The organism is Paenibacillus methanolicus, from assembly GCF_008124765.1.
GTDB lineage: Bacteria > Bacillota > Bacilli > Paenibacillales > Paenibacillaceae > Paenibacillus_Z > Paenibacillus_Z methanolicus.
The window spans coordinates 458,294-479,823 of sequence record NZ_VNHS01000007.1; the positions used below are offsets into that span (position 1 = coordinate 458,294).

Genomic DNA, 21,530 nt, shown 5'->3' on the forward strand with positions numbered 1-21,530 from the left:
GAAAGCGTTCTCGGTCGAGAAACAGCTTCGCCCGGGCGGCCTTGTCCGGCGCGAGGCATGACGCGACGCAGCAAAAATAACCGGGGAGGCCGCGTTCGGCTTCCCCGGTTATTCGCGTTCAGCCGGCGGCCGGATCAGCCGCGGGGAGCCAGCCCGTCACGACCGCCCCGCCTTCCGGGCGATTGCTCGCGGCAAGCTCGCCGCCGTGCCTGCGGATGATGCGCTGGGCGATCGCCAGCCCCAGTCCGGCGCCTCCGGTCGCGCGATTCCGCGATTGCTCGCCCCTGAACAGCGGCTCGAAGACGCGCGTCAGCTCATCGTGCGCGAATCCGTCTCCGGTGTCGCGCACGGCGAAGACGACGCGGTCGCCTTCCCGGCGGCAGCTCACTTCGATTCGCCCCTGCGCGGGCGTATGCCGCACCGCGTTGTCCAGCAGGTTGATAATGGCGCGCTCGAGCATATGGGCATCCGCGAGTACCGCTACGCCATCGGCGTCGTCGCAATCGGCGGCGATCTCGATTCGCTTCGCGCTCGCTTGCGGCATTACGCTGTCGATCGATTGCCGCGCGATGGCGCGAAGGTCGGCGGTCCGGAGCGTATCCGCGGCCGCCTCGTCCATGACGTCCAGCTTCGCGAACGCGAACAGATCTTCGACGAGCCGGTCCAGCTGCGCCGACTTCGCTTTGCAGACGGCGACGTACTTGGCGGCTTGCTCCGGCGTGCGCGCGATGCCCTGCTCGAGTCCGTCCAAGTAGCCGCGCAGCGCGAAGAGCGGCGTTCGCAGGTCATGGGCGACGGCCGCGATGACGAACCGGCGCTGTTCCTCGAGCTCCGCCTGCTTCCGGTGCGAATCCGCAAGGCCGCTCGCCATCGCTTCGAAGCCGGCCTGCACGTCGGCGATCTCCCGGATCGCGGAGGGAGTGAGCCTCACGTCCCAATCGCCCTCGGCGATTTGGCGAGAAGCCGCGCTCAGCTTCTCCAAGGGTGCGAGCAGGAGCCGCCGCAGCCGGATGCCGACCAGGAAGAAGGCGAGCAGCAGCCCCGCGAACGCGGCAACGTGCGGGATGACGATCATATACGAATGCTGCCGGTCCGTTCCCAGCTGTACCGACTGGGTCGTAATGAGGAGCACAGCCAAAAAAAATATCCAGGGCAGCAACAGCAGGGTCAACAGCCCGAGCAGCGCATACGAGCGAACGCGGAGCTTCTTCATGGCGAGGCCTCGAAGCGGTAGCCGACGCCCCATACGTTGGCGATATATCTCGGGTGATCCGGATCGGGCTCGATCTTCTCGCGCAGCCGGCCCATATGGACGCGGATCGTATGCTTGTCCCCGACGCCTTCCCAGAATTTCGCGAGCAGCTGGTCGTAAGTGAACACCTGTCTCGGATGCTCCGCGAACAGGCGCAGCAGGTCGTACTCCTTCGGCGTCAGCGAGACGCTCCGGCCTCCGGCGAACACCTCCCGCGAGGTCAAATCGAGCTTCAGGTAGCCGTAGTCGAGCGCCTTGGGCGCGCTGCTCCCTTGCGCTGCGCCGGCCCGCCGCAGCACCGCCTTCACGCGCGCGATGATCTCGCCGGGCGAAGCGGACTTGACGATATAATCGTCGCCGCCGAGCGAGAGGCCGCGGATCTTGTCCACGTCGTCGCTCCGGGCGCTCAAGAACAGAATCGGGACGTCGCTCGATTCGCGTATGCGCCGGCAGAAGTCGAAGCCGCTCTGCCCCGGCATCATAATATCCAATAGGATGCATTGCACCTCGTTGTTCCGGAACGCGTTCCAAGCTTCCTGCGCGTCGCATCCCGTCACCACCCGAAACTGGTCGTACTCCAGGAAATCCTTCAATATGTCAACGATGCTCGGATCGTCATCCACGATCAGCACCGTAGGCCGTTCATTCACGTCCATCCCGCCTTTGCGTCCCGTATTCGCTGTTGCCGTTTCTCTCCCAGTGTATCAAATTCGCGGCGGCTAGGAGCGGAACCGCGCGAATCGTGACCGTTCGTTGATGAATTTGTGACCTTTTGGGCGCGTTGTTCGTGACGTTGCGTTGGTATGCTGATTCCCATACGAGCGAATAACAGGAGGAATGAGTGATGTTGAACGTACAAATCGCATTGTTCGACGGCTTCGATCTGCTGGATGCCATCGCGCCTTATGAAGTATTTTGCGCGGCGGGCATGTTTGCGGACGGAGCGGTTCAGGCGGAGCTTGTCGCGGCGGAAGGCGCGAGGACGGTCACGAGCGGCGTGGGCGGGGTACGGATGGAGGCGACCGCCAAGCTGGACCCGTCGCGGCCGGGCATCATTCTCGTGCCGGGCGCATCGGGCGAGCTGTTAGGGGACGGGTTGGAAGCGATTCCCGCGATCCTCGCCCGCGCGGCCGGCACGGAGCTGATCGCGCTGATGGAACAGGCGATCGGCAATCCGGCGATCACCGTGGCGACCGTATGCGGCGGCTCGCTGCTGCTGGCGATGGGCGGTCTAGTGGAAGGAAGGCCGGCGGTTACGCATCATATGGGGATGGAGGTGCTGGGCGCGACGGGGGCGCGGCCGATCCAAGCCCGGGTCGTCGATGACGGCGACTTCGTCAGCGGAGGCGGCGTCACGTCGGGGCTGGACGTCGCGATCCATTTGGTGGAGCGGGAGCTGGGACCGAGCGTCGCGCTTGCGGTGGAGCAGCTGTTCGAGTTCGAGCGCAGAGGCACGGCATGGAAGAGCGGAGGCATGACGCCGAAGGCGAGCGGCGCGGCGGAAGCTGCTGCAGCGAGCGAGGTCCAGGTTCGCGAGGGCTTGCCCGTTGCCGTAGCGCGCAACGGCGGCGGGGGATCGGCGTTCGACGGGGAATGGGAGGCGACGATCGCGACGCCGGTCGGCAAGATGAACGTCTTGTTCCGTATCGAGACGGCTCTTGGCGTCGTGCGCGGCACGGCGGCGCAAGGCGACGAGTTTAGCGAATTAATCGATCCGGTGCTGACCGGCGGGACGCTTCGTTGGTCGCAGCGCATTACGAAGCCGATGCGGCTCAACTTGACGTTCGAGGCGCGCGTGGACGGCGATCATATGACCGGCACGGCGAAGGCGGGCGTGCTGCCGGCATCCAAATTGTCGGGGAGGCGGGTCAAGTGATGCCGGAACGGCTGGAGCGGCGCGAAACGTTCTACTTGCTGATCGCGAGCGTCGTGCTTCTCTACATTCTGTACGCGCTGCTGAACAATTACGTGCTCGATCCCGGCGCCGAGGCCTTCCTTGGGTACAAGACGGATCTGAAGCGCGAGCTGAAGCCAAGCATATGGCTGAAAGTCATGTACGTGCATGTCGGCTTCGCCTGCGTCGCCATGGCATCGGGACTGGCGAATTTCTCGAGATACAAGAATCTTGTATATCTCCGGAGCGATGCGAGCCTTGCCGCAAAAGACGGCGCCAGCCGTTTCGCCCTGGTTCGCGGCTACGCCCGGCACCGCGGGTTTCACCGCGCGAACGGGTACGTCTATGTCGCGTCGGTGCTCATCGTGGTGCTCACTTCCGGCTACATGGCCCCTTATGCAACCGGCGGGAAGGTTAGCGGCATGGGCTTTAATTTGCTCAATATCTTGTGGCTGATCGCAACGACGACGGCGCTCGTCCATATTTTCAAGAAGCGGGTGGTCCGGCACAGACAGTGGATGCTGCGCAGCTATGCCTTCTGCTTCACGAACATGCTGATCCATCTGCTGGCCTTCGTTCTTCACGATATGAGCGGTATCGCTTACGTTACGAGTTATACGATCGGCGTGTACGGAGCGATCGCGTTGGTGCTGGCAGTGCCGGAGCTGCTCATTCGAGCGGGAGCGCGGTCGAAGAACTGATCTATCGTCAGTTTGGCGAACCGCGAAGACCGTTATATAATAGAGCCGACTCGCGGGCAATCGCGAACAGACGGCTGCGGAGCAGGCTTGACGGCTGGCGGCAGGAGAGGGTGCAGGCAAATGAGTATCGCCGTTATTTACGGGGGAACGCGCGCCGGCGGCAACACGGAGCAGCTGGCCGAGCGGGCCTTGAACGGCTTGGAGGCCGAGCGTATTTATTTGAAGGATTACGATATTCGGGCCATCGAGGATCATCGGCACAGCGAAGAAGGGTTCCGGGATCGGGGCGACGACTATAACGCGATCATCGACCGCGCGCTGCGGCACGATATCCTGCTGTTCGCGACGCCGATCTACTGGTACGGCATGTCGGGCCCGATAAAAAATTTCGTCGATCGCTGGTCCCAAACGCTGCGGGATGCGGACCGTCCGGGCTTCCGGGAGCAAATGAAGGCGAAGACCGCGTACGTGATCGCCGTTGGCGGCGACCAGCCTTTGCTGAAAGGACTGCCGCTGGTGCTGCAGTTCCAACATATATTCGGCTTCTTCGGCACGACGTACGGCGGGTATATTCTCGGCGAAGGCAATCGGCCGGGCGATATTGCCCAGGACCGGGAAGCGATGCGCAAGGCGGATCTGCTGCATGTCCAATTAAAGGAACGCTTAAGCTGACGAACGAAGGCGGCGCCGCAGGCTGAAATGCTTGCGGCGCCGTTTTTAGTTTGCGCGGATGGATCTCTAGCATGCTTAGTCGATCGTGAGCACGATTTTGCCGCGTCCGTGACGCGTCTCGATCAAGCGGTGCGCGTCCGCCGCCCGCCCGAGCGGGAACGCCTCCCGAATCTCGATGCGCAGCTTGCCTTGGGTATGCAGTTCGGCCAGCTCCGCCAGACGGGCGGCGGAACGCTCGCCCCGGACGACGCGAAGGCCGAGCTCCTCGATCCGGTCGTAGGCGAAGAAGGTGCAGATGCGCTTCTTATCCGGGATGAGCGCGACCGCCGCCTCCAATCCTTCGCCCCCGGCCGTATCGAACGCCGCCTGAATGCCGTCCGGCGTTATGGCCCGGATTCGCTCGGCAAGCCCTTCCTCGTACGTGAGCGGGATTGCGCCCAGCGACCGCAAATAGTCGTGGTTGCGCAAGCTGGCCGTGCCGATGACGGTCTTGGCGCCCCAATGCTTGGCGAGCTGCACGGCGAACGCGCCGAGCGAGCCGGCCGCGCCGTTGATCAGCACCGTATCGCCGGGCCCGATGCCGATCGCCTGCAGGGCGATGTGCGCTCCCTGGCCGTTGCCGGTCAACCCGCCGGCTTCCTCCCACGTCATCGAGGCCGGCTTGTCGACGATCTGGTCGGCGCCGACGACCACGTATTCGGCGTAGCAGTTGAGCAGATTGAAGCCGAGCACCTCGCTGCCGACGGCGAATCCCGTTACGCCCTCGCCGACTTGATCGACGATGCCGGCGAATTCGTTGCCCGGAATTTGGGGCAGACGGACCGTCAGTCCATACGCCGGCGTCCAGCCGCCGCGCACCGCGCAGTCGTAATGCTGCACGCCTGCCGCTTTGACCCGCACGCGCACCTGTCCCGGACCTGCTATAGGCTCCGGCACCTCGATTAATTGCATGACTTCCGGTCCGCCGAATGAAGTAATTGCCGCTGCTTTCATACCTTCGTCCTCCTTGGTTATCGAATCATGACGCGGCGCGATGCCGCCTTGCGCTTGCGCTCGGCTCTGCCGAACTGTATATAGTAGAAGGCTAATATCAACACATGCAGAATGGCGAGAAGCAAATAAATATTGCTGAACACGTTCGCGGCCGGATCCGCGGGAATGCCGTTCCAAGCGAAGCCCGCGCCGAGGTCGACGGCCGCGCCGTACAGACTCGAGGCCACGGCCCCGGAGATAAAGTTCAGCATGGAGAGCAGCCCCATCCCTACGCCAGTCTGTTCCTGCGGCAGCGTCCTGGAGATCATACCCGACATCGCGATCATAAGGAAAGATTGGCCGACATTGCCGAGGATCAGGAGGAGGGCCACGTAGACGGACGATCGGGCTGCCAAGACGGATAGCGCCAGGAAGCAGATGAACAGCAGGGTAGAGGCGACATAGAAGAGCGCTGCATTCCCTTTGGCATCCGCCAGTTTGCCTGCCTTGCGCCCGAGCAAGGCGGTGGCCGCCGCGGCCGGGAACATCGCGAAGCCGACCATGCTCGTGTCCAGATGGTGGACGTCGCTCAGCAGCTGGGGACTAAGGAAGGCGAGCGAATAACCGATGCCGGACGTCAGGCTGGCCATGAGCAGTACGAGCGCGAAGCTCTTATGGCGGAAGAGCTCGGGACGGATGAAGGGGCTGGCCGCCGAGCGGATCCGGGCAACGAACAGGACGAACAACAGGAGGCAGCCGGCCCCTGGCAGCCATGCCGCATTCGTGATCGCCAGGAGCAGCAGCGAAGCGGTGCCGGCGATCAGACCGGCGCCTGCCCAATCCATGGCGGGGGCGCGCCCGCGCGCGTCGTCCAGGTAGCGGCGGTAGTAGGGCAAGGTAAGCAAGGTTAGGAGCGGCATGCAGAACAGCCACCGCCAATGCACCGCGCTTGCGAGCAGGGACGCCGCGACCGGACCGATCGCGCCGCCGATCGCCAGGCCCGTCATCGCGATGCCGAACGCTCGGCCTCTGCGCTCGGGCGGGAAATACCGGACCGGTATGATGCCGGCCGTGGCCGGGATGACCGCGGCGCCCGCCGCTTGCAGGATTCGGCCGAGCAGCACCATCCCATACGTTTGGGCAGCCAGACCGATGATCGACCCGAACGCGAAGAAGAGCAGGCCGAACGTCAGCAAATTTTTGAGTTTATAGATGTCGGCCAGTTTCCCGTAGATGACGGTTCCGACCGCATAGACGAGCAGGAAGGCCGACGTCACCCAGCTGACCTGAGCAAGCGAGAGCCCGAACTCCTCGCGAATGTCGGGCAGGACGATATTGAACATCGTGGCGCTCATGACGGAGATCACGAGCGTGAAGGCGAGCACGCGCAGCAAGCGTTCGCCCGGCTGCCGGGCTTCGTTCCGTTTGGTTTCTTCTTGGTTCACGGTGCATCTCTCCTTTTGCCTTTGGCGTTCAATAGCCAGATGACAATCAGGTGCTTTCTCCCGGGAAGTTTGGCTTCCGCTTGCATAACCTGATTGTATAGCCGATAATCGATAATGAAAAATATATCTTACTTCATATGATTCATTCCGTTGAGTATATAAGGAGGGTTAGCATGGAGCTGCTGCAGCTGCAATATTTTCGCACGGTGGCGAGGCTGGAACATATGACGAAGGCGGCGCAGGAATTGCGGGTGGCGCAGCCCGCGCTCAGCAAGACGATCGCCCGCCTCGAGAAGGACGTAGGCGTGCCGCTCTTCGACCGGGAAGGCAGGCAAATCCGGCTTAACGCCTTCGGCAAAGCATTCTTGACGAAGGTGGAGGCCGCGCTCCTCCTGCTGGAAGAGGGACAGCGGGAAGTCGCGGACCTGGCGGGCCTGGAGCACGGCAGCATCCATCTGGCGACATCGACGCTGGATCGGCTGTCGGACCCGCTCAACGCCTTCGTCGCGCTGCATCCGCAGGTGAACTTCCGGATTACCCAAGGGGCCATGTGCGAGATGGCGCAGCTGACGGAGGCGGGCGAAGTCGACTTGTGCTTCACCCCGATGCCGCTCGCGCGGACGAATTTCAGCGCGGTGTCCGTGCTTCGCGAGGACGTGTATTTGGCGGTTCCTCCGGGGCACCGGCTGGCGGGCAGGAAGAGCGTTCGCCTGAACGAGGCGGAGGGCGAGCCGTTCATCGGGTATCAGGAAGGATTCCATTTTCAGCAGATGAACGACGCGTTCTTCCGCGAGGCGGGATTCGCGCCGAACTTCGTCTGCCGTGTCGACGAAGCGGCCTCGATCGCCAAGCTCGTATCCGCCGGTCTCGGCGTGGCGCTGGTCGGCAATTGCGGCGGCGCGCAGACGCGGCTGAATCTGCTTGCCATCGAATCGCCCGCGTGCCAGCGGCACTTCCGGTTCATCTGGAACGACAAGCGCTATTTGTCGAAGGCGGCGCGCGAGTTCAGAGATTTCGTCGTGGCGTATTTCGCCAACGAAGAGAAGTCGGTTGCGAGCGCAAGCCGGTGAACGTAAGCGATGTGAGCTAAGGAGCTTTCCCGACGGGAGGGCTCCTTGTCGCCTTCCCTTCGGGATGGGGGCCAATGCTGTCAGGTTAAGGAAAACGTCCGATGAAGCCAACTAGGGCCAGCGGTAAACAGGCTTCAACACGCTCATGTCTAAGAAGGATCTTAAAACCCACTGAAGCTTTGTCCGTCAGGACAAAAGCGTGCCCCGATGAACCCCACTCGCCGACCGCGAACAAGCGCACCAGCACGAAAAGGGAGTCCAGAGGGCAAAGTCCTCTGGTTCCCCTCAGCGGAGGGGGAAGGGGGAGGTAGCAACAAAAGTCGGGTCAAAAGGGCGGAGCCCTCTAACCTGACAGCATTGGGATGGGGGCTCGGCTGTGGCGAGGGCTAGCATCGAGCGAGCACCGCCTCGGCGGCGCGCTTGGCGCTCGCCATTCCCGCGTCGGCCAGCCTTCCTTCCGATCCGACCCAGTCGCCGGCGACGTATAACCCGGACACCTCGGGAACCGCGTGACCGGGAGCTGGTCCGGCTCCGTTATGGCTTGCCGTTCGCGCATCATGGGCGACGAGGACGTTCGGCGAATAACGGATCGCGACGACTTCGCGCTCCCAGCCGGGTTGCAGGAGATCCATGAGCCGGGTTAAAGCTTGCTTGTCGGCATCGGGATCGCGCTCCCGATCCCCGCCGTTGTAGCGCATCGCATGCATAACCAGCGCGCCATCGTCGCTCAAGGAGACGGGACCCGAATGTTTGGAGAAGTAGAAGGGTTCGTCAAGACCGAGCGCGAACAAGCGATCCGGACGAGGCGCGCGCCGGAGCGCGATGTCCAGGCAAGCGGCATATAGCGGGCTGGAGACCGATTTCCACTTTCCAAGCGACATCTGCTCGGATCCCCTTACGAGGCGGCACGCTTCCTCGAGTCCCGCCGCGGCGATGACCGAGGGGACGGGAACGAAGGCGCCGTCCGACAGCTTCAGGCCGTGGACCCGCCCGTCGCGGATCATAATCTCCTCCGCGCCGCACCCGGAAGCAATCGCGGCTCCGGCTTGGAGCGCCGCCCGGCGCAAATCGTCGACGACGGTTTGCCAGCCGCCTTCGACGTAGCGGACGCCTTGCCCGGCCAGCTGGCCTTGCTTAATCGCGTAACCGGCGCTCAGACGGCGAATGTCGTCGCAGTAGGACCACTGCCGACACATGGCGTAGAAGAACAAGCGCGCGCGCCCGAACCGAATATGCTTCTCCGCCCATGCTTGAACGCCGACCGAGCGGATCGGCTCGGTGTCGACATGCCGCAGTCCGGCCATAACGGAGCTCCATTCTTGGTTCTCCTCCGGAGTTAACCCGGCAGGAACTTCGAGAATCCCGCCTTTCAGAATGCCGATCAAACTCCCCTTCATGGCGTACCCTCCCTCCGGCAGGCAGCCCAGCTCGTTTAGGATGCGAAGCGCGGCGCCGCCTTCGTACATGGCATGCGGACCTAGATTGAACAGGGCACCGTTCACATTGACCGTTCGGGCTAATCCGCCCAGCTCGCGTTCCTTCTCGAGGATCAGAACGGATCTCCCCGCTCTGGCCAAATAAACGGCGGCGGTCAATCCCGTCAGCCCGCCGCCGATTACCGCGACATCGTATTCGTCCGTAGTCCGCTTCATAACCATCATCCTCTCATTGTGGATCGTCCTTAATGCCGGGTAGGCATCACAGCAAATAGGGAGTCAGTGATGACTGACATTTACCTTATAAAAAATGCTAGGGGGTCAAAGCCCTAGCGAATAAGCGGACGCTGGCCAACATGTAAGGTTCCAAGGCGATATCCGGGTAGTTGTCGCCGGCCTCCAGATCATTGAGGAAGGCGCCGAACTGGGACATCATGAACGTGAAAGCCTGCAGGCGAGGGTCGGTTTGGATCAGTTTGCCTCTCTCGCCCATCGCGATGAAGTAATTCGTGAGGAAATCCAGCAGCTGCAAAGGGTGCTGCCTCGAACGCTCCTTAAAACCAGGCAATTGCGCCTCGTCCTTCATGCTGATCTGAATCAGCTTCCGGTTCCGGTTCATGACCGCGTGGTAGGTGCGGCAGACGGTAAGCAGATCCGCCTCGAGCTCCCAGACAAGCTTCTCTTGGAACAGCGTCCGCATTTCCTCGGCGTAGTGAAACCGGTCGAGCGCGGATTCGAGCAGGTTCTGCTTGCTGCCGAACTGCCGGAACAGCGTCTTCTCGCTTAACCCCGCGGCCGCGGCGATTTCTTGCGTCGTGACGCCGTTGTAGCCCTTCTCCGAGATGAGATTGATCGCTGCCCACAAAAGCCTGTCGCTGCTGCTCATCTTATCGGGATCCATCATGGCATGATCCTTTCGTTGGCACAAAATGTATGTCAGTGGTTACTGACATCAGGATACATCGCCGTAGACGATACGTCAAGCCTAATTCGAGAAGGAGGTGGTGAAGCATAGCCTGCGGATCGGCGCGCGGCGGCCAAAACGCATCTTGACGGTCTGCCAAACGTTGTATACATTTGTATACGAGAAGCGGTTGTATACAAATGTATACGAATGTGGGCGAGCGTACAACACGATGACAAAGAACCGCGACAGGCGAATCAATGACAAGGAAGGCGGTGGTACGTCTTGCAATCAACCGGATTATTAAAGCCTTATTTCGCGCGGACGTGGCCTATTTATCTGGGGGCGTTCGCGCTTCATGCCACGGCTAGCGTCGTGTATGCTTACTTCCCGAACTTGCTCGGCTTCTTCACGGATCAATTGCAGGCAGGCGATTTGTTGCGAAGCGACGTTGCGCGCTACAGCCTGCTGCTGCTGACGGTCGGCGCGGGCCATGCGCTGCTCGGCGGGTACGGCCAATATTTGATTATGTACGCCGGTCGACTGTTCGACTATCTGACCAGACGACGGCTATATACCCACTTTACGGCGCTCAGCGAGCACTACTATTCCCGGAATGGCACGGGCAAGCTGCTCAGCACGTTCATGAACGACGTGACGGGCGTACGGGAATCGCTGTCCATGGGCATTAATCAGCTTGCGATGGCTTCGCTGCTCGTCGTCTCCTGCCTCGGTGCGATGGCGCTCAGCGATATCCCTCTGTATTTGATCGCGGCATCCGTGGCGCCTTTATTGTTCATTCCGTGGATCGTGATGCGCTTCGGACCGGTCATCCGCGGAAGGTCGCATCAGGTACAGGAATCGCTGGCCGCGATGACGGCGTCGGCCGAGGAGCAGTTCGGCGGCATTCTGGTGACGAAGACGTTCGCGGTCGAGCCGATCATGATCGAGCGGTTCGGCGCCGACGTCGACCGGATCCGCGATCACCAGCTGTCGCTCGTGCGGGTGTCCTCGCTCTTCCAGGCGCTCATTCCGTTCCTCGGCTCGATGTCGCTGATCGCGTCGCTCGCGCTCGGCGGCTATCTGGCCTTGGCCGGCACGATCTCGCTTGGCGATTTCGTCGCGCTCACGCTGTATGTCCGGATGCTGATGAATCCGCTGCAGCAGCTGGGCAACGTCATCAATACGCTGCAGCGCTCGCGCGCGTCGCTCGAGCGGTTGAACGGACTGATGGCGGTACGGCCGGACATCGTCGAGGCCGAGGACGCCGTGCCGGCGCGGCTCGATCAGGAGGCGATCCGGCTACGCGATCTGACTTTCTCGTATCCGGGCGCGCCCGAGCCGGCGCTCGCGAACCTCGATCTGGTCATCGAGCCCGGCATGACGCTCGGTATCGTCGGGCGGACGGGCAGCGGCAAGACGACGCTCGCCAAGCTGCTGCTGCGCGCGTACGAGGCGCCGGCCGGCTCGATCCGGATCGGCGGGACGGACATCCGCGACATTCGGCTGGATAGCCTGCGGGGACAGATCGGGTACGTGCCGCAGGACGGGTTTCTGTTCAGCGCGACGATTCGCGACAATATCGTCTTCGGCAAGCGGGACGCCGGGCAGACGGAAGTGGAGGCGGCGGCCAAGCAGGCGCGCGTCTACGACAATATCGTCGCGTTCCCGGACGGGTTCGAGACGAAGCTCGGCGAGCGGGGCATTACGCTGTCCGGCGGGCAGCGCCAGCGGGCGAGTCTCGCGCGCGGCTTGCTGAAGCAAGCGCCGCTGCTCATTCTGGACGATAGCGTCAGCGCCGTGGACGCCGTTACCGAGACGGAGATCGTGGCCGCGCTCCAAGAGGAGAGGCGCGAGAAGACGACGATCATCATCGCGCACCGGATCAGCGCCTTGAAGCACGCGAATCTCATCATCGTGCTGGACGGCGGCCGGATCGCGCAGCGCGGGACGCATGAGCAGCTGATCGCGGAGCCGGGGCTGTATGCCGAACTTTACGCGATTCAAGAGGAGGGTGGACAGCATGCCGCAAGCCGTTAATCAAGCGCGGACGGAGCAAGGCGGGGAGCCGAGCGGCGGCCTGGAACGGAAGCCGAAGCCTCGTTACCGGTCCGCCTTTCGGATACTGGGCGGCTATATCGAACCGCACCGCCGAACGTTCGCGCTCGTCGTGCTGTGTACCGTCCTCGCCATTGCGGCCGAGCTGTTCCAGCCGTATTTGGTCAAGGTCGCGATCGACGATCATCTGATGGCCGGGGACGGCGGGTACGGGAGCATCGCGGCGATCTGCTTCGTTTACCTCGGCCTGTCGCTGGCGGAGCTGGTCTTCACGTATATCCAGAACAACCTCTTGCAGCATGCGGGCCAGAGCATCGTCGCCCGGATTCGCAAGCAGCTTTTCGCGCACATGACGAAGCTGTCGATGTCCTACTTCGACAAGACGCCGAGCGGCAGCCTCATTACGCACGTGTCGAGCGATACCGAAGCGGTGAACCAGTTCTTCGGCCAGGTGCTGCTGACGCTGCTGCGCGACGGCTTGACGCTCGTCTTCATCCTCGTCATGATGTTCCAGCTCGACGCGACGCTCGGCGTCTATTGCCTCGTGCTGCTGCCGGTCATCGCCTGCATCGCGATCGCGTTCCGTTCCTACATGCGGGCGACGTACCAGCTGGCGCGCACGCGCTTGTCGCGCCTGGTCGCCTTCGTGGCCGAGAATTTGGCCGGCATGAGCCTCATCCAAGCCTTCCAGCAGCAGCATGCGCAAGGGGAGCGATTCCAGGAGCAGAACACGTCGTATTTCCAAGCGAACGTCCGCGAAATCCGCACGATGGTGCTCTTCAACCGGACGTTCGATCTGCTCAGCAACCTGGTCATCGCGTTCGTCGTCTGGGTCGGCGGCAAGGCGGTGCTCGGCGCATCGCTCGAATTCGGCGTCCTGTACGCGTTCATCACGTACATCCGCCAGTTCTTCCAGCCGATCAACGCGATCACGCAGCAGTGGAACACGCTCCAGTCGGCGACCGTCGCGGTCAACCGGATCTGGAGCGTGCTGGATACCGAGCCCGAGATCGAGGATCGGCCGCAGGCGGTACGGATCGAGCGGGAGTCGGTCGCGGGCCGCATCGATTTCGACCGGATCACGTTCGGCTACGAAGGCGCGGAACCGATCTTCCGCGAGCTCGACCTGCGCATTCGTCCGGGCGAGCTGATCGGCGTCGTCGGCACGACCGGCGCGGGCAAAAGCTCGCTCATGAGCCTGCTCGCCCGGTTCTACGACGTCCAAGCGGGCGCCGTCCGGATCGATGGCCGCGATATTCGGGATATGGCGCAGGCGGACCTGCACCGGATCGTCGGCTTGGTGCAGCAGGAGCCGTATTTGTACGCGGGCAGCATGATCGACAACGTCCGCATGTTCGATGCGTCGATCTCGCGCGAGGAGGTGATCCGCGCATGCGAGCTGGTCGGCGCCGATCAGCTAATTCAGCGGATGGAGGGCGGTTACGATGCCCGGTTGTCCGAGCGCGGCAGCGGCTTGTCGGCCGGCGAGCGGCAGCTGCTGTCGTTCGCGCGGATTATCGTCTTCCGACCGCGAATTCTCATTCTGGACGAGGCGACCGCCAATCTCGATTCGCGGACGGAGCAGCTCATCCAGCAGGCGCTCGAAGTGGTGTCGGAAGGACGGACGACGATCGTCATCGCGCACCGGCTGTCGACGATCATGAACGCCGATCGGATTCTCGTCCTCAGCCGGGGAGAGATCGTCGAATCGGGCACGCATGCGGAGCTCATGGCGCGGAAGGGGTACTACGAAGAATTGGTCCGGCACGCGCACGGAGAACCGGAGCTGGTGACTGCGCTTTATGGAGCGGGCCGCAACTAGTTATATTCCTTGCCGTGCCGCCGATTAAGCGACGCTAGCGCTCAAATCGAAGGAGGCATGCAAATGGCCATCAAAAAGCACGGAGCGCTGCGGAAATCCGGGAAAAGCACCGTGAAACCGAAACAACAGCGTCATGTCCATGAGTTTGAAGGGAGCACGCAGTTGGCGGAGGAGGGAGATGACCGGCACAATCATCGGTTTGCCGGCATAACGGGCCAAGCGATCAAGTCGGGCAGCAGCCATATTCATGAAATCGATCTAACGCATACCGACTTTCTGGATCACTTTCATAATCTGAAAAAAATAAGAACCGGACCGGCGATTCCGGTGGGCAACGGCAAGCACGTGCATTTCGTTACCGGACAAACGACGTTGAATGATGGCCACGTGCATCGGTTCAATTTTGCCACGTTGATCGATTCGCCGCTTAAACCATGAACACGGCATTCATAATCTGAACGTAAAAAGACGCTCCCTATTCGCCGAAGGCGGCAAAGGGAGCGTCTTTCTTCTTATCGTCTCCGAATTAGGCGAGCAGAAGCGTATACAGAATGGCCGCCAGTTCCTGGCGATTCAGCGCGCGCTTGGCATTGAACTGATAGACCCCGTTCTCCGTCGTGACCTCCGGGCCGTGAAGCCCCAGCTGGATCGTCCGCCGGATCGCTTCGACGGCCCACTTCCCGGTATCCGGCGCGAGCTTGATCGCGGCGTCGCCCGGCTCCTTGTAGCCGGATAGCTCGAGCAGACGGCTGACGATGACGGCCGCTTCCTCGCGCTTGATCGCCCGTTCCGGCTCGAACTGCTTCAGGCTGTTGCCCGTGACCAGCCCCAGCTCGGCGGCGCCTTGAATTTCGGCTTCATACGGATTGCCGGCCGTGTCGGCGAAGATCGAAGCATTGGCGGAAGGGGGCAAGGTGAATCGCTTCATGACCGCATGGACGAACTCGGCGCGGCTGACGGACGCCGTCGGGTTGAAGGAAGACCCGTTCTCCCACTGCCCAAGCGACTGCAGCGCGAGAATCGGCTCCGCGTACGGATGGCCGGCCGGCACGTCCGAATATCCCGACGATTCCGGCAGTTTCGTCATATAGCTGCCGAAATTGTTGTATTTGGCGTACGTCACCTGTCCGTCTGCCCCGAGCTTGAACGCCATCGGCACGCCTTTCTCATCGAGGAACAGCAGCTCGTCGACCTGCTTCAGCGTCTGCTTGCCGCCGATCGCGTCCTTCACCGCCAGCGTCCCGTCGCCGGCAACCTTGACGTGCGTCAGCAGCGCGCCGATCCGCAAATCCGTGTAGATGCCTTCGAATTTGCCGAGCGCCGAGGCCGATTGCGGCTTGAAGCCGGTCACGCCGTACGTATCTTTGGCGCCCGCGAAATAATGATCCATGAACGCCTTGTACAGGTCGTCGCGAATGTCGCCGTTCGCGTTGTACGTGATGAATACGCCGGTCTTCTGATCCGGCAGCAGCCAGACGAGCGAACTGAAGCCGTCTATGTCCCCGCCCTTGACGATCACATGCTGACCGTTCGTGCCGCCGGGCACGGACGGCGCCTCGAATCCGTAGGTCGTATCGGGCACCTGCTTATGAATCGAGCTGCGGTAGACGGACATCGCTTGGATGGAAGCCGGGGTCAAAATGACGGTGCCGTCCGGCGCCTTGCCGCTGGTCAGGAAAGCGTTCATGAACTTGCACATGTCCGACGCGGTCGACAGCATACTGCCCTCCGGAATCTCTCTGGGCGACAGATACAGGAGCGGAAGCTGCTTGCCTTCGGCGTCATAGGCGGATGCTAGACGCTCCTCCAGCTCTTTCGGCTGGACGAAGCTGGACGAGGTCATGCCGAGCGGTTTGAAAATATGCCGCTGCATATACGTCTCGAACGGCTCGCCGCTCACTTTCTCGACGATATACCCTTGCAGACTTGACGCGAAATTGTCGTACATGTAGGACGTGCCGGGCTCGCGGACGACGGGCGGGAAGACGAGCTTGACCTGCTCTTCGAGCGTCCGGGGTTTGACCGTGGGGTCGCGCAGGATGTTGTCCGCGGTCGGCTCGCGCACCTCGAAGCCGGTCGTGTGCGTGAGCAGCATCTCGATCGTCACCGGCTTGCCGAACGGATTGACGACCTTGTAGCCGCCGAGGTGCTTCTCGATATTGTCCTGCAGCGAGATTTTGCCTTGTTCGACGAGCTGCATGACGGCGGTCGCGGTGAAAATCTTGGACACCGAAGCAATCCGGAAGACGGTCTTCTCCGGGTCGACCTTGGTGTTGGTCGCTTTATCGGCGATGCCGTAGCCTTTGCTGGCGAGCAGCTTGCCGTCCTTGACGATGCTCACAGCTGCGCCGCTTGCTTTGGCTTTCACGCTCGCTTGGGCGAAGAAGGCGTCGAGGAAGGCTTCGACTTCCTTGGCGTCCTTCGGGCCGGCGCTCGTGGGCGCGGCCGCGGCGGAATCGGCGGATGCGGCAAGCGGGGAAGCGGCAGGGGCTGTCAGCCCGGCGGCTGGCGCGGCGGATGCGGCAAGCGCGCCGGCTTCCAATGATAACGTAACGATGAGAGCGGCGGTTAACAGACGGACGGAACGACGGCGGCGGTGGGATGCGGACATGGTTGAATCCTCCTAACAGATGGTTGGTTTCGACGGGACATCATCTATCGTTGCAGACGGATGTTTCAACATATAGGAACGTATACGTTTCACGCTTATACTTCGGCCTATATGTCTCCAGAATGAAACGCGCCGCACCGCTAATCGCAGGCAACAGCCGTTTCACCTTGTCTAGCACAACCACATTTTACGGAACCTTCCTAGCGTTGTAACCCGTCTCGGGACTGATATTGGGAATATGTGGGTGTCTAGTGACGAATGAGTCAAGTACCGGTTATGCAGAAAAAGGCTTTCTCCTTCTTCATCCTCGGATGTCGAAGTGGAAAGCCTTTGCTGTCGGAATATAAGAATCTATTAGTTTCACGCTTATAAACATTTTGTATCGCTGAAAGCTGCATTCCCAAGCTTCGGATTGGGAACGCAAACCAATCCGCTTAAATTTCGATATCGACGCCAATGCTGTCGAGTCGGCCGGATTCGCGGATGAAGGCGGCGACGGCTTGGTGATCTTCATTGGCCGTATACGCGTCGAGCGCCAGTTGGTTCTCGAAGCGGACCTGAAGGATGACTTGGAACTCTTTGCTCTTCTCGGCGATATTCAGTCCGGCTTGGATTTCCACGATGCCGGTCAACGTTTGCTCCAGCGCTTTGAATCGGCGGATAACCTCCTGCAGCTGCTCTTGCGTGGTCGTGTCGGCGAATTTGAGTAGGACGGTACGTTGAATCATGAAGGTAGCCTCCGTTTTTGTCTATCATTCTACAGGCGAATGCCCGCAAGATCAATGATAGAACGGTGAACCTTACCCTTCGTGACCGCCGAACATCGTGTGCGCGTAGAAGACGCCCGCGCCGTACGCGCCCGTGTTCGCGATCGTGACGTCCATGACGGCGTCATACGTTGCTTGGCGCGCCCAGTCGCGCTGATACTCGAGCATGACGGACAGCCAGGTGACCGGGATGGCCCCGGCTTGGATCATGCGCTGCACGGCCATGTCGTGGGCTTCGGTCGTCGTGCCGCCGGACGCGTCGGTGACGATATACACCTCGTAACCGTCTCGGATCGCGGAGATCGTCGGGAACGCCAGACAGACTTCCGTCCAGAGCGCGGCCATGATCAGCTTCTTGCGCCCCGTCTGCTTCACCGCCGCGACGAAATTCTCGTCCTCCCAGGAGTTCATCGACGTCCGGTCGATCGGCTTGTAGTCCGGGAATACCTCTTGAATGTGCGGATGAATCGGGCCGGAGAACGTGTCGGCGGCGACGGTCGTCAGGACGATCGGGGCGTTGAACACTTTCGCGGTTTTGGCCAAGCCGACCGTGTTGTTGATGATCGCCTGCCGGTCGCCGCTCTGCGTGCCGAACAGCATTTGCGGCTGATGATCGATAAGAATAATGGCCGAATTGTCCGGCGTCAGCAAATCTTCTTTCGCGTTGAACATGAAATTCCCTACTTTCGTTATCAAGATGGATACAACCGCGGATCGCCGCCCGGGCATGGGCCCCGTTGTATGTCATCCATACTAGACAATCCAAAAGTACCCATCAATTCCGTTTTTTCTATAGGATCGATAGGGGGCAATTATAGCTTTACCCAGCCCGCCCGACTATAAAAGTTGCCTATGTTTCCTATAGAGAGAACCGTATTGATGGCGGATGAAGCCGTTTACTAGAATGAGAACTAGCCTGGAACAGATAGATTATCCGGTTGCCTAAGGGCAATGCTGTCGGGTTATGTGGATGAATGACGGCATGTCCTAAGGCAGGCGGGCAAGAGGGAGGTGTATTCGCATGTGGGGCTCCATGCTGTTGGCGCTTGGAACGGGAATCGTGATCGGCATCGTCTTTCAGTCGCTTCGCATCCCTTCGCCGGCGCCTCCGTTTCTGGGCTTGCTCGGCTTATTGGGCATGTTCCTGGGACAGCGGCTCATTCCGTGGATCAAGCTGTGGTTGTCCAGCAAATAACTAGATTTCAAACGACAAAGGAGAGTAATCATGTCCGAGCAAACGCGGTTCGAAGAAGCGGATCTGCTAATTTACAATGCAAACGTGGTCACGATGGACGAGGCGCGTCCGGCGGCCTCCGCCGTGGCGATCAAGGACGGACGATTCCTGGCGGTCGGCGAGGATGCCGAGGTGATGCGCCACAAGGGGACGGCAACCAGAGTCGTGGACGGCCATAAGCGGATGCTCGTCCCGGGTCTGAACGACTCGCACATTCACCTCATCCGCGGGGGATTGAACTACAATCTCGAGCTTCGCTGGGACGGCGTGCCTTCGGTGGCGGATGCGCTTCGCATGCTGAAGGCGCAGGTCGACCGGACGCCGGCGCCGCATTGGGTGCGGGTCGTCGGCGGTTGGACGGAGTTCCAATTCCGCGAGCGCCGGATGCCGACGCTGGACGAGATCAACCGGATCGCGCCGGATACGCCGGTGTTCATCCTGAATCTGTACCGGCAGGCGTTCCTGAACAAGGCGGCGCTGCGCGTCGTCGGCTACACGAAGGACACGCCGAACCCGCCGGGCGGCGAGATTCAGCGGGATGCCGCCGGCAATCCGACGGGGATGCTGATCGCCCGGCCGAACGCGACGATTCTATACGCGACATTGGCCAGAGGGCCGAAGCTCGGGTACGAGGACCAGCTGAATTCGACCCGGCTGTTCATGCGCGAGCTGAACCGGTTCGGCGTCACGAGCGTCATCGACGCGGGCGGCGGGTTCCAGAACTATCCGGACGATTACCAGGTGTTCGAGGAGCTCGACCGCCGCGGGGAAATCACGGTGCGCACCGCCTACAATCTGTTCACGCAAAATCCGAACAACGAGCTGGCCGATTTCCAAAAGTGGACGTCCTCCTCGCAGCCGTATACCGGCAGCGCTTACTACCGGCATAACGGGGCCGGGGAGATGCTCGTCTACAGCGCGGCGGACTTCGAGGATTTCGTCGAGCCTCGTCCGGAGCTGCCGGCCGTCCTGGAGAGCGATCTGTACGGCGTGACCCGCCATCTCGTCCAGCAGCGCTGGCCGTTCCGGCTGCACGCCACGTACGGGGAGTCGATTTCCCGTTTCCTGGACGTATTCGAGCGCGTGAACAAAGAAGTGCCGTTCAAGGATATCCGTTGGATCTTGGATCATGCCGAGACGATTCACGAGCGGGATCTGGAGCGGGTCGTCGCCTTGGGCGGATCGATCGCCGTGCAGAGCCGGATGGCGTTCCAAGGGGAATATTTCGTCGACCGCTACGGCGTAGAAGCCGCGGAGAACGCGCCGCCGATCGCGAAGATGCTGAACGCGGGCCTGCGCGTCGGCGTCGGCACGGACGCGACCCGGGTCGCCAGCTACAACCCGTGGGTCGCGCTATATTGGCTCGTGACGGGCAAGACGCTCGGCGGCTTGAGCTTGTATCCGGCGTCCAACCGGGTGGAGCGCCACGAAGCGCTGCGCATGTACACGGCGGGCAACGCCTGGTTCTCCAAGGAAGAGGACGTGAAGGGGCAGATCAAGGCCGGCTATTACGCGGATCTTACGGTGCTCTCGGACAACTTCCTGAACATTCCGGAGGAAGCGATCAAGAAGATCGAATCGGTGCTTACGGTCGTCGGCGGCCGGATCGTCTACGGCACCGACGAATTCAAGGAATTGTCCCCGCCGGCGCCGCAAGCGAGCCCGGACTGGTCGCCGCATAATTACTTCGGCGGTTACTATAAGTCGCCGGCATACGGCGGCGGCAGCGGTCAAGGGGAGCAGGCGGCGCATCAAGGGCATCGCCATCATCGCGGCTGCAACCATCACCACGGCAGCGGATTCTGCGATCTGGATTGCTTCGTGTTCTAGCGCGAAATTTACGAGAGAGGCGGGCGAATCGAGATGTCCGAGGTTATTATAAAAGTTATCGATAACGGCCCCCTGCGCATCATGGGCCAGGTGGAGATGGTCGACGCCGAAGGCAATCGCTTCGAGACGACCGAATCGTTCATCCTGTGCCGCTGCGGCCTGTCGGACAAGAAGCCCTTCTGCGATATGACGCATCGAGGGAAGTTCGAGAGCGCGCCCCGGGCGTAGCAGAACGACGCGGGGAGCGGAAGACGCTTCAGGAACTGCGCCTCCCTGCGGGAGCGCCGCGGGGCCGATGCGCGGCGCTTCGCGCAGGCCGTCGGCAACCCAGACAGCCCACATCTGTACTCAGATGTGGGCTGTTTGGTGTACGCAGAAAACAATGTATTAGACGGAGTAAATAAAGGCTTAGACCGTGAAAAAGGTTGTAGACTGGTTGCTGGCACTAAGCTAAAGGTCAGATTACGCTAATACTTCCTCTAGTTGGATCATGTGTTAAGATTAACTTAAGAATAGAATTTCGAGGTGCATTATGGAGGATTTGTATAAGATAATTCACGCCCCAGATAAAGATGTTTATCAGAAGCTTGATGAACAGGTCGATGCATTTTGGCGTTGGTCGAAGACGGTAAAACAAGAATTTGAATGGGAAACAATGTACCCTAACTGGGAACTTCTCAATACAATATTCGATAAACTAATCGATACAACATCATGTATAGAATGGGATCAGAGAACGATAAATAACTTGCTTTATGTTATTGGAACGGTTAAACACCCGAATTCTTGAGTCTATGCCACTTAACCTACCTAGCGCTTAGATTCTCTTCACTTTCCTCACACTTTTACCGCTTTAGCTTGA

At 60.9% G+C, this 21,530-nt stretch carries 19 protein-coding genes; 10 read left to right on the forward strand and 9 right to left on the reverse strand.

All coding sequences use genetic code 11. The annotated features are described in order from the left end of the window. Window positions 1-118: 118 nt before the first annotated feature. Together BCM02_RS20300 and BCM02_RS20305 are read right to left on the reverse strand one after the other, a co-directional pair. Window positions 119-1,213, reverse strand: coding sequence for a sensor histidine kinase (locus tag BCM02_RS20300; RefSeq protein ID WP_148930935.1), 1,095 nt, complete (start codon window positions 1,211-1,213; stop codon window positions 119-121). Further along, window positions 1,210-1,908 (reverse strand): response regulator transcription factor, encoded by a 699-nt coding sequence (locus tag BCM02_RS20305; protein WP_425466192.1) that lies wholly within the window; start codon window positions 1,906-1,908, stop codon window positions 1,210-1,212. Before BCM02_RS20305 ends, BCM02_RS20300 begins: the two co-directional genes overlap by 4 nt. A gap of 188 nt (window positions 1,909-2,096) precedes the next feature. On the opposite strand from BCM02_RS20305, the gene BCM02_RS20310 reads away from it, so the two are divergent. The 3 genes from BCM02_RS20310 to BCM02_RS20320 all read left to right on the forward strand — a co-directional run bounded on the left by BCM02_RS20310 (window position 2,097) and on the right by BCM02_RS20320 (window position 4,519). After that, window positions 2,097-3,128, forward strand: coding sequence for a DJ-1/PfpI family protein (locus BCM02_RS20310; RefSeq protein ID WP_148930937.1), 1,032 nt, complete (start codon window positions 2,097-2,099; stop codon window positions 3,126-3,128). A gap of 11 nt (window positions 3,129-3,139) precedes the next feature. Continuing rightward, a complete protein-coding gene (locus BCM02_RS20315) occupies window positions 3,140-3,847 on the forward strand; it encodes a DUF2306 domain-containing protein (protein WP_148930982.1) in 708 nt (235 codons plus the stop codon). Between the two features lie 120 nt (window positions 3,848-3,967). Then, window positions 3,968-4,519, forward strand: a complete 552-nt coding sequence (locus BCM02_RS20320; protein ID WP_148930938.1) for a flavodoxin family protein — start codon at window positions 3,968-3,970, stop codon at window positions 4,517-4,519. A gap of 75 nt (window positions 4,520-4,594) precedes the next feature. On the opposite strand, the gene BCM02_RS20325 is transcribed toward BCM02_RS20320, so the two are convergent. Continuing rightward, window positions 4,595-5,512 carry an NADP-dependent oxidoreductase gene (locus tag BCM02_RS20325; protein WP_148930939.1) on the reverse strand — a complete coding sequence of 306 codons (918 nt, stop codon included), beginning with the start codon at window positions 5,510-5,512 and terminating at the stop codon, window positions 4,595-4,597. A gap of 17 nt (window positions 5,513-5,529) precedes the next feature. Then, window positions 5,530-6,936, reverse strand: coding sequence for an MFS transporter (locus BCM02_RS20330; RefSeq protein ID WP_148930940.1), 1,407 nt, complete (start codon window positions 6,934-6,936; stop codon window positions 5,530-5,532). Between the two features lie 173 nt (window positions 6,937-7,109). Here BCM02_RS20330 and BCM02_RS20335 point away from each other — a divergent pair, with 173 nt between their 5' ends. Then, window positions 7,110-8,006: a LysR family transcriptional regulator gene (locus tag BCM02_RS20335; protein ID WP_148930941.1), complete on the forward strand. Its 897-nt coding sequence runs from the start codon at window positions 7,110-7,112 to the stop codon at window positions 8,004-8,006. A gap of 386 nt (window positions 8,007-8,392) precedes the next feature. Here BCM02_RS20335 and BCM02_RS20340 read toward each other — a convergent pair whose 3' ends face one another. Both BCM02_RS20340 and BCM02_RS20345 read right to left on the reverse strand, forming a co-directional pair. Then, window positions 8,393-9,658, reverse strand: coding sequence for a phytoene desaturase family protein (locus tag BCM02_RS20340; RefSeq protein WP_148930942.1), 1,266 nt, complete (start codon window positions 9,656-9,658; stop codon window positions 8,393-8,395). 97 nt (window positions 9,659-9,755) lie between these two features. Then, complete coding sequence (locus tag BCM02_RS20345) at window positions 9,756-10,346, reverse strand: TetR/AcrR family transcriptional regulator (protein WP_425466193.1); 591 nt, start codon at window positions 10,344-10,346, stop codon at window positions 9,756-9,758. 285 nt (window positions 10,347-10,631) lie between these two features. Here BCM02_RS20345 and BCM02_RS20350 point away from each other — a divergent pair, with 285 nt between their 5' ends. The 3 genes from BCM02_RS20350 (at window position 10,632) to BCM02_RS20360 (ending at window position 14,664) form a co-directional block, all read left to right on the forward strand. After that, window positions 10,632-12,386, forward strand: a complete 1,755-nt coding sequence (locus BCM02_RS20350; RefSeq protein WP_148930943.1) for an ABC transporter ATP-binding protein — start codon at window positions 10,632-10,634, stop codon at window positions 12,384-12,386. After that, window positions 12,370-14,226 carry an ABC transporter ATP-binding protein gene (locus BCM02_RS20355; protein WP_148930944.1) on the forward strand — a complete coding sequence of 619 codons (1,857 nt, stop codon included), beginning with the start codon at window positions 12,370-12,372 and terminating at the stop codon, window positions 14,224-14,226. Before BCM02_RS20350 ends, BCM02_RS20355 begins: the two co-directional genes overlap by 17 nt. Before the next feature lie 63 nt (window positions 14,227-14,289). Continuing rightward, on the forward strand, window positions 14,290-14,664 hold the full coding sequence (locus BCM02_RS20360) for a YmaF family protein (protein ID WP_187434325.1): 375 nt from the start codon (window positions 14,290-14,292) through the stop codon (window positions 14,662-14,664). Window positions 14,665-14,752: 88 nt separating this feature from the next. Here BCM02_RS20360 and BCM02_RS20365 read toward each other — a convergent pair whose 3' ends face one another. The 3 genes from BCM02_RS20365 to BCM02_RS20375 all read right to left on the reverse strand — a co-directional run bounded on the left by BCM02_RS20365 (window position 14,753) and on the right by BCM02_RS20375 (window position 18,276). After that, window positions 14,753-16,837 (reverse strand): serine hydrolase domain-containing protein, encoded by a 2,085-nt coding sequence (locus BCM02_RS20365; RefSeq protein WP_148930945.1) that lies wholly within the window; start codon window positions 16,835-16,837, stop codon window positions 14,753-14,755. Between the two features lie 434 nt (window positions 16,838-17,271). Then, the gene (locus BCM02_RS20370) at window positions 17,272-17,565 is read right to left on the reverse strand and encodes a Dabb family protein (RefSeq protein ID WP_148930946.1); all 294 of its coding nucleotides are present in this window, start codon (window positions 17,563-17,565) and stop codon (window positions 17,272-17,274) included. Between the two features lie 72 nt (window positions 17,566-17,637). Further along, window positions 17,638-18,276: a hydrolase gene (locus BCM02_RS20375; protein ID WP_148930985.1), complete on the reverse strand. Its 639-nt coding sequence runs from the start codon at window positions 18,274-18,276 to the stop codon at window positions 17,638-17,640. A 349-nt stretch (window positions 18,277-18,625) separates the two neighbouring features. On the opposite strand from BCM02_RS20375, the gene BCM02_RS20380 reads away from it, so the two are divergent. From BCM02_RS20380 to BCM02_RS20390, 3 genes are read left to right on the forward strand one after another with little or no spacing between them, the layout of a single operon-like run. After that, window positions 18,626-18,799: a DUF1427 family protein gene (locus BCM02_RS20380; RefSeq protein WP_148930947.1), complete on the forward strand. Its 174-nt coding sequence runs from the start codon at window positions 18,626-18,628 to the stop codon at window positions 18,797-18,799. 30 nt (window positions 18,800-18,829) lie between these two features. Continuing rightward, window positions 18,830-20,668 carry an amidohydrolase gene (locus tag BCM02_RS20385; RefSeq protein ID WP_148930948.1) on the forward strand — a complete coding sequence of 613 codons (1,839 nt, stop codon included), beginning with the start codon at window positions 18,830-18,832 and terminating at the stop codon, window positions 20,666-20,668. 33 nt (window positions 20,669-20,701) lie between these two features. After that, on the forward strand, window positions 20,702-20,896 hold the full coding sequence (locus BCM02_RS20390) for a CDGSH iron-sulfur domain-containing protein (RefSeq protein ID WP_148930949.1): 195 nt from the start codon (window positions 20,702-20,704) through the stop codon (window positions 20,894-20,896). The last annotated feature ends 634 nt before the right edge of the window (window positions 20,897-21,530 follow it).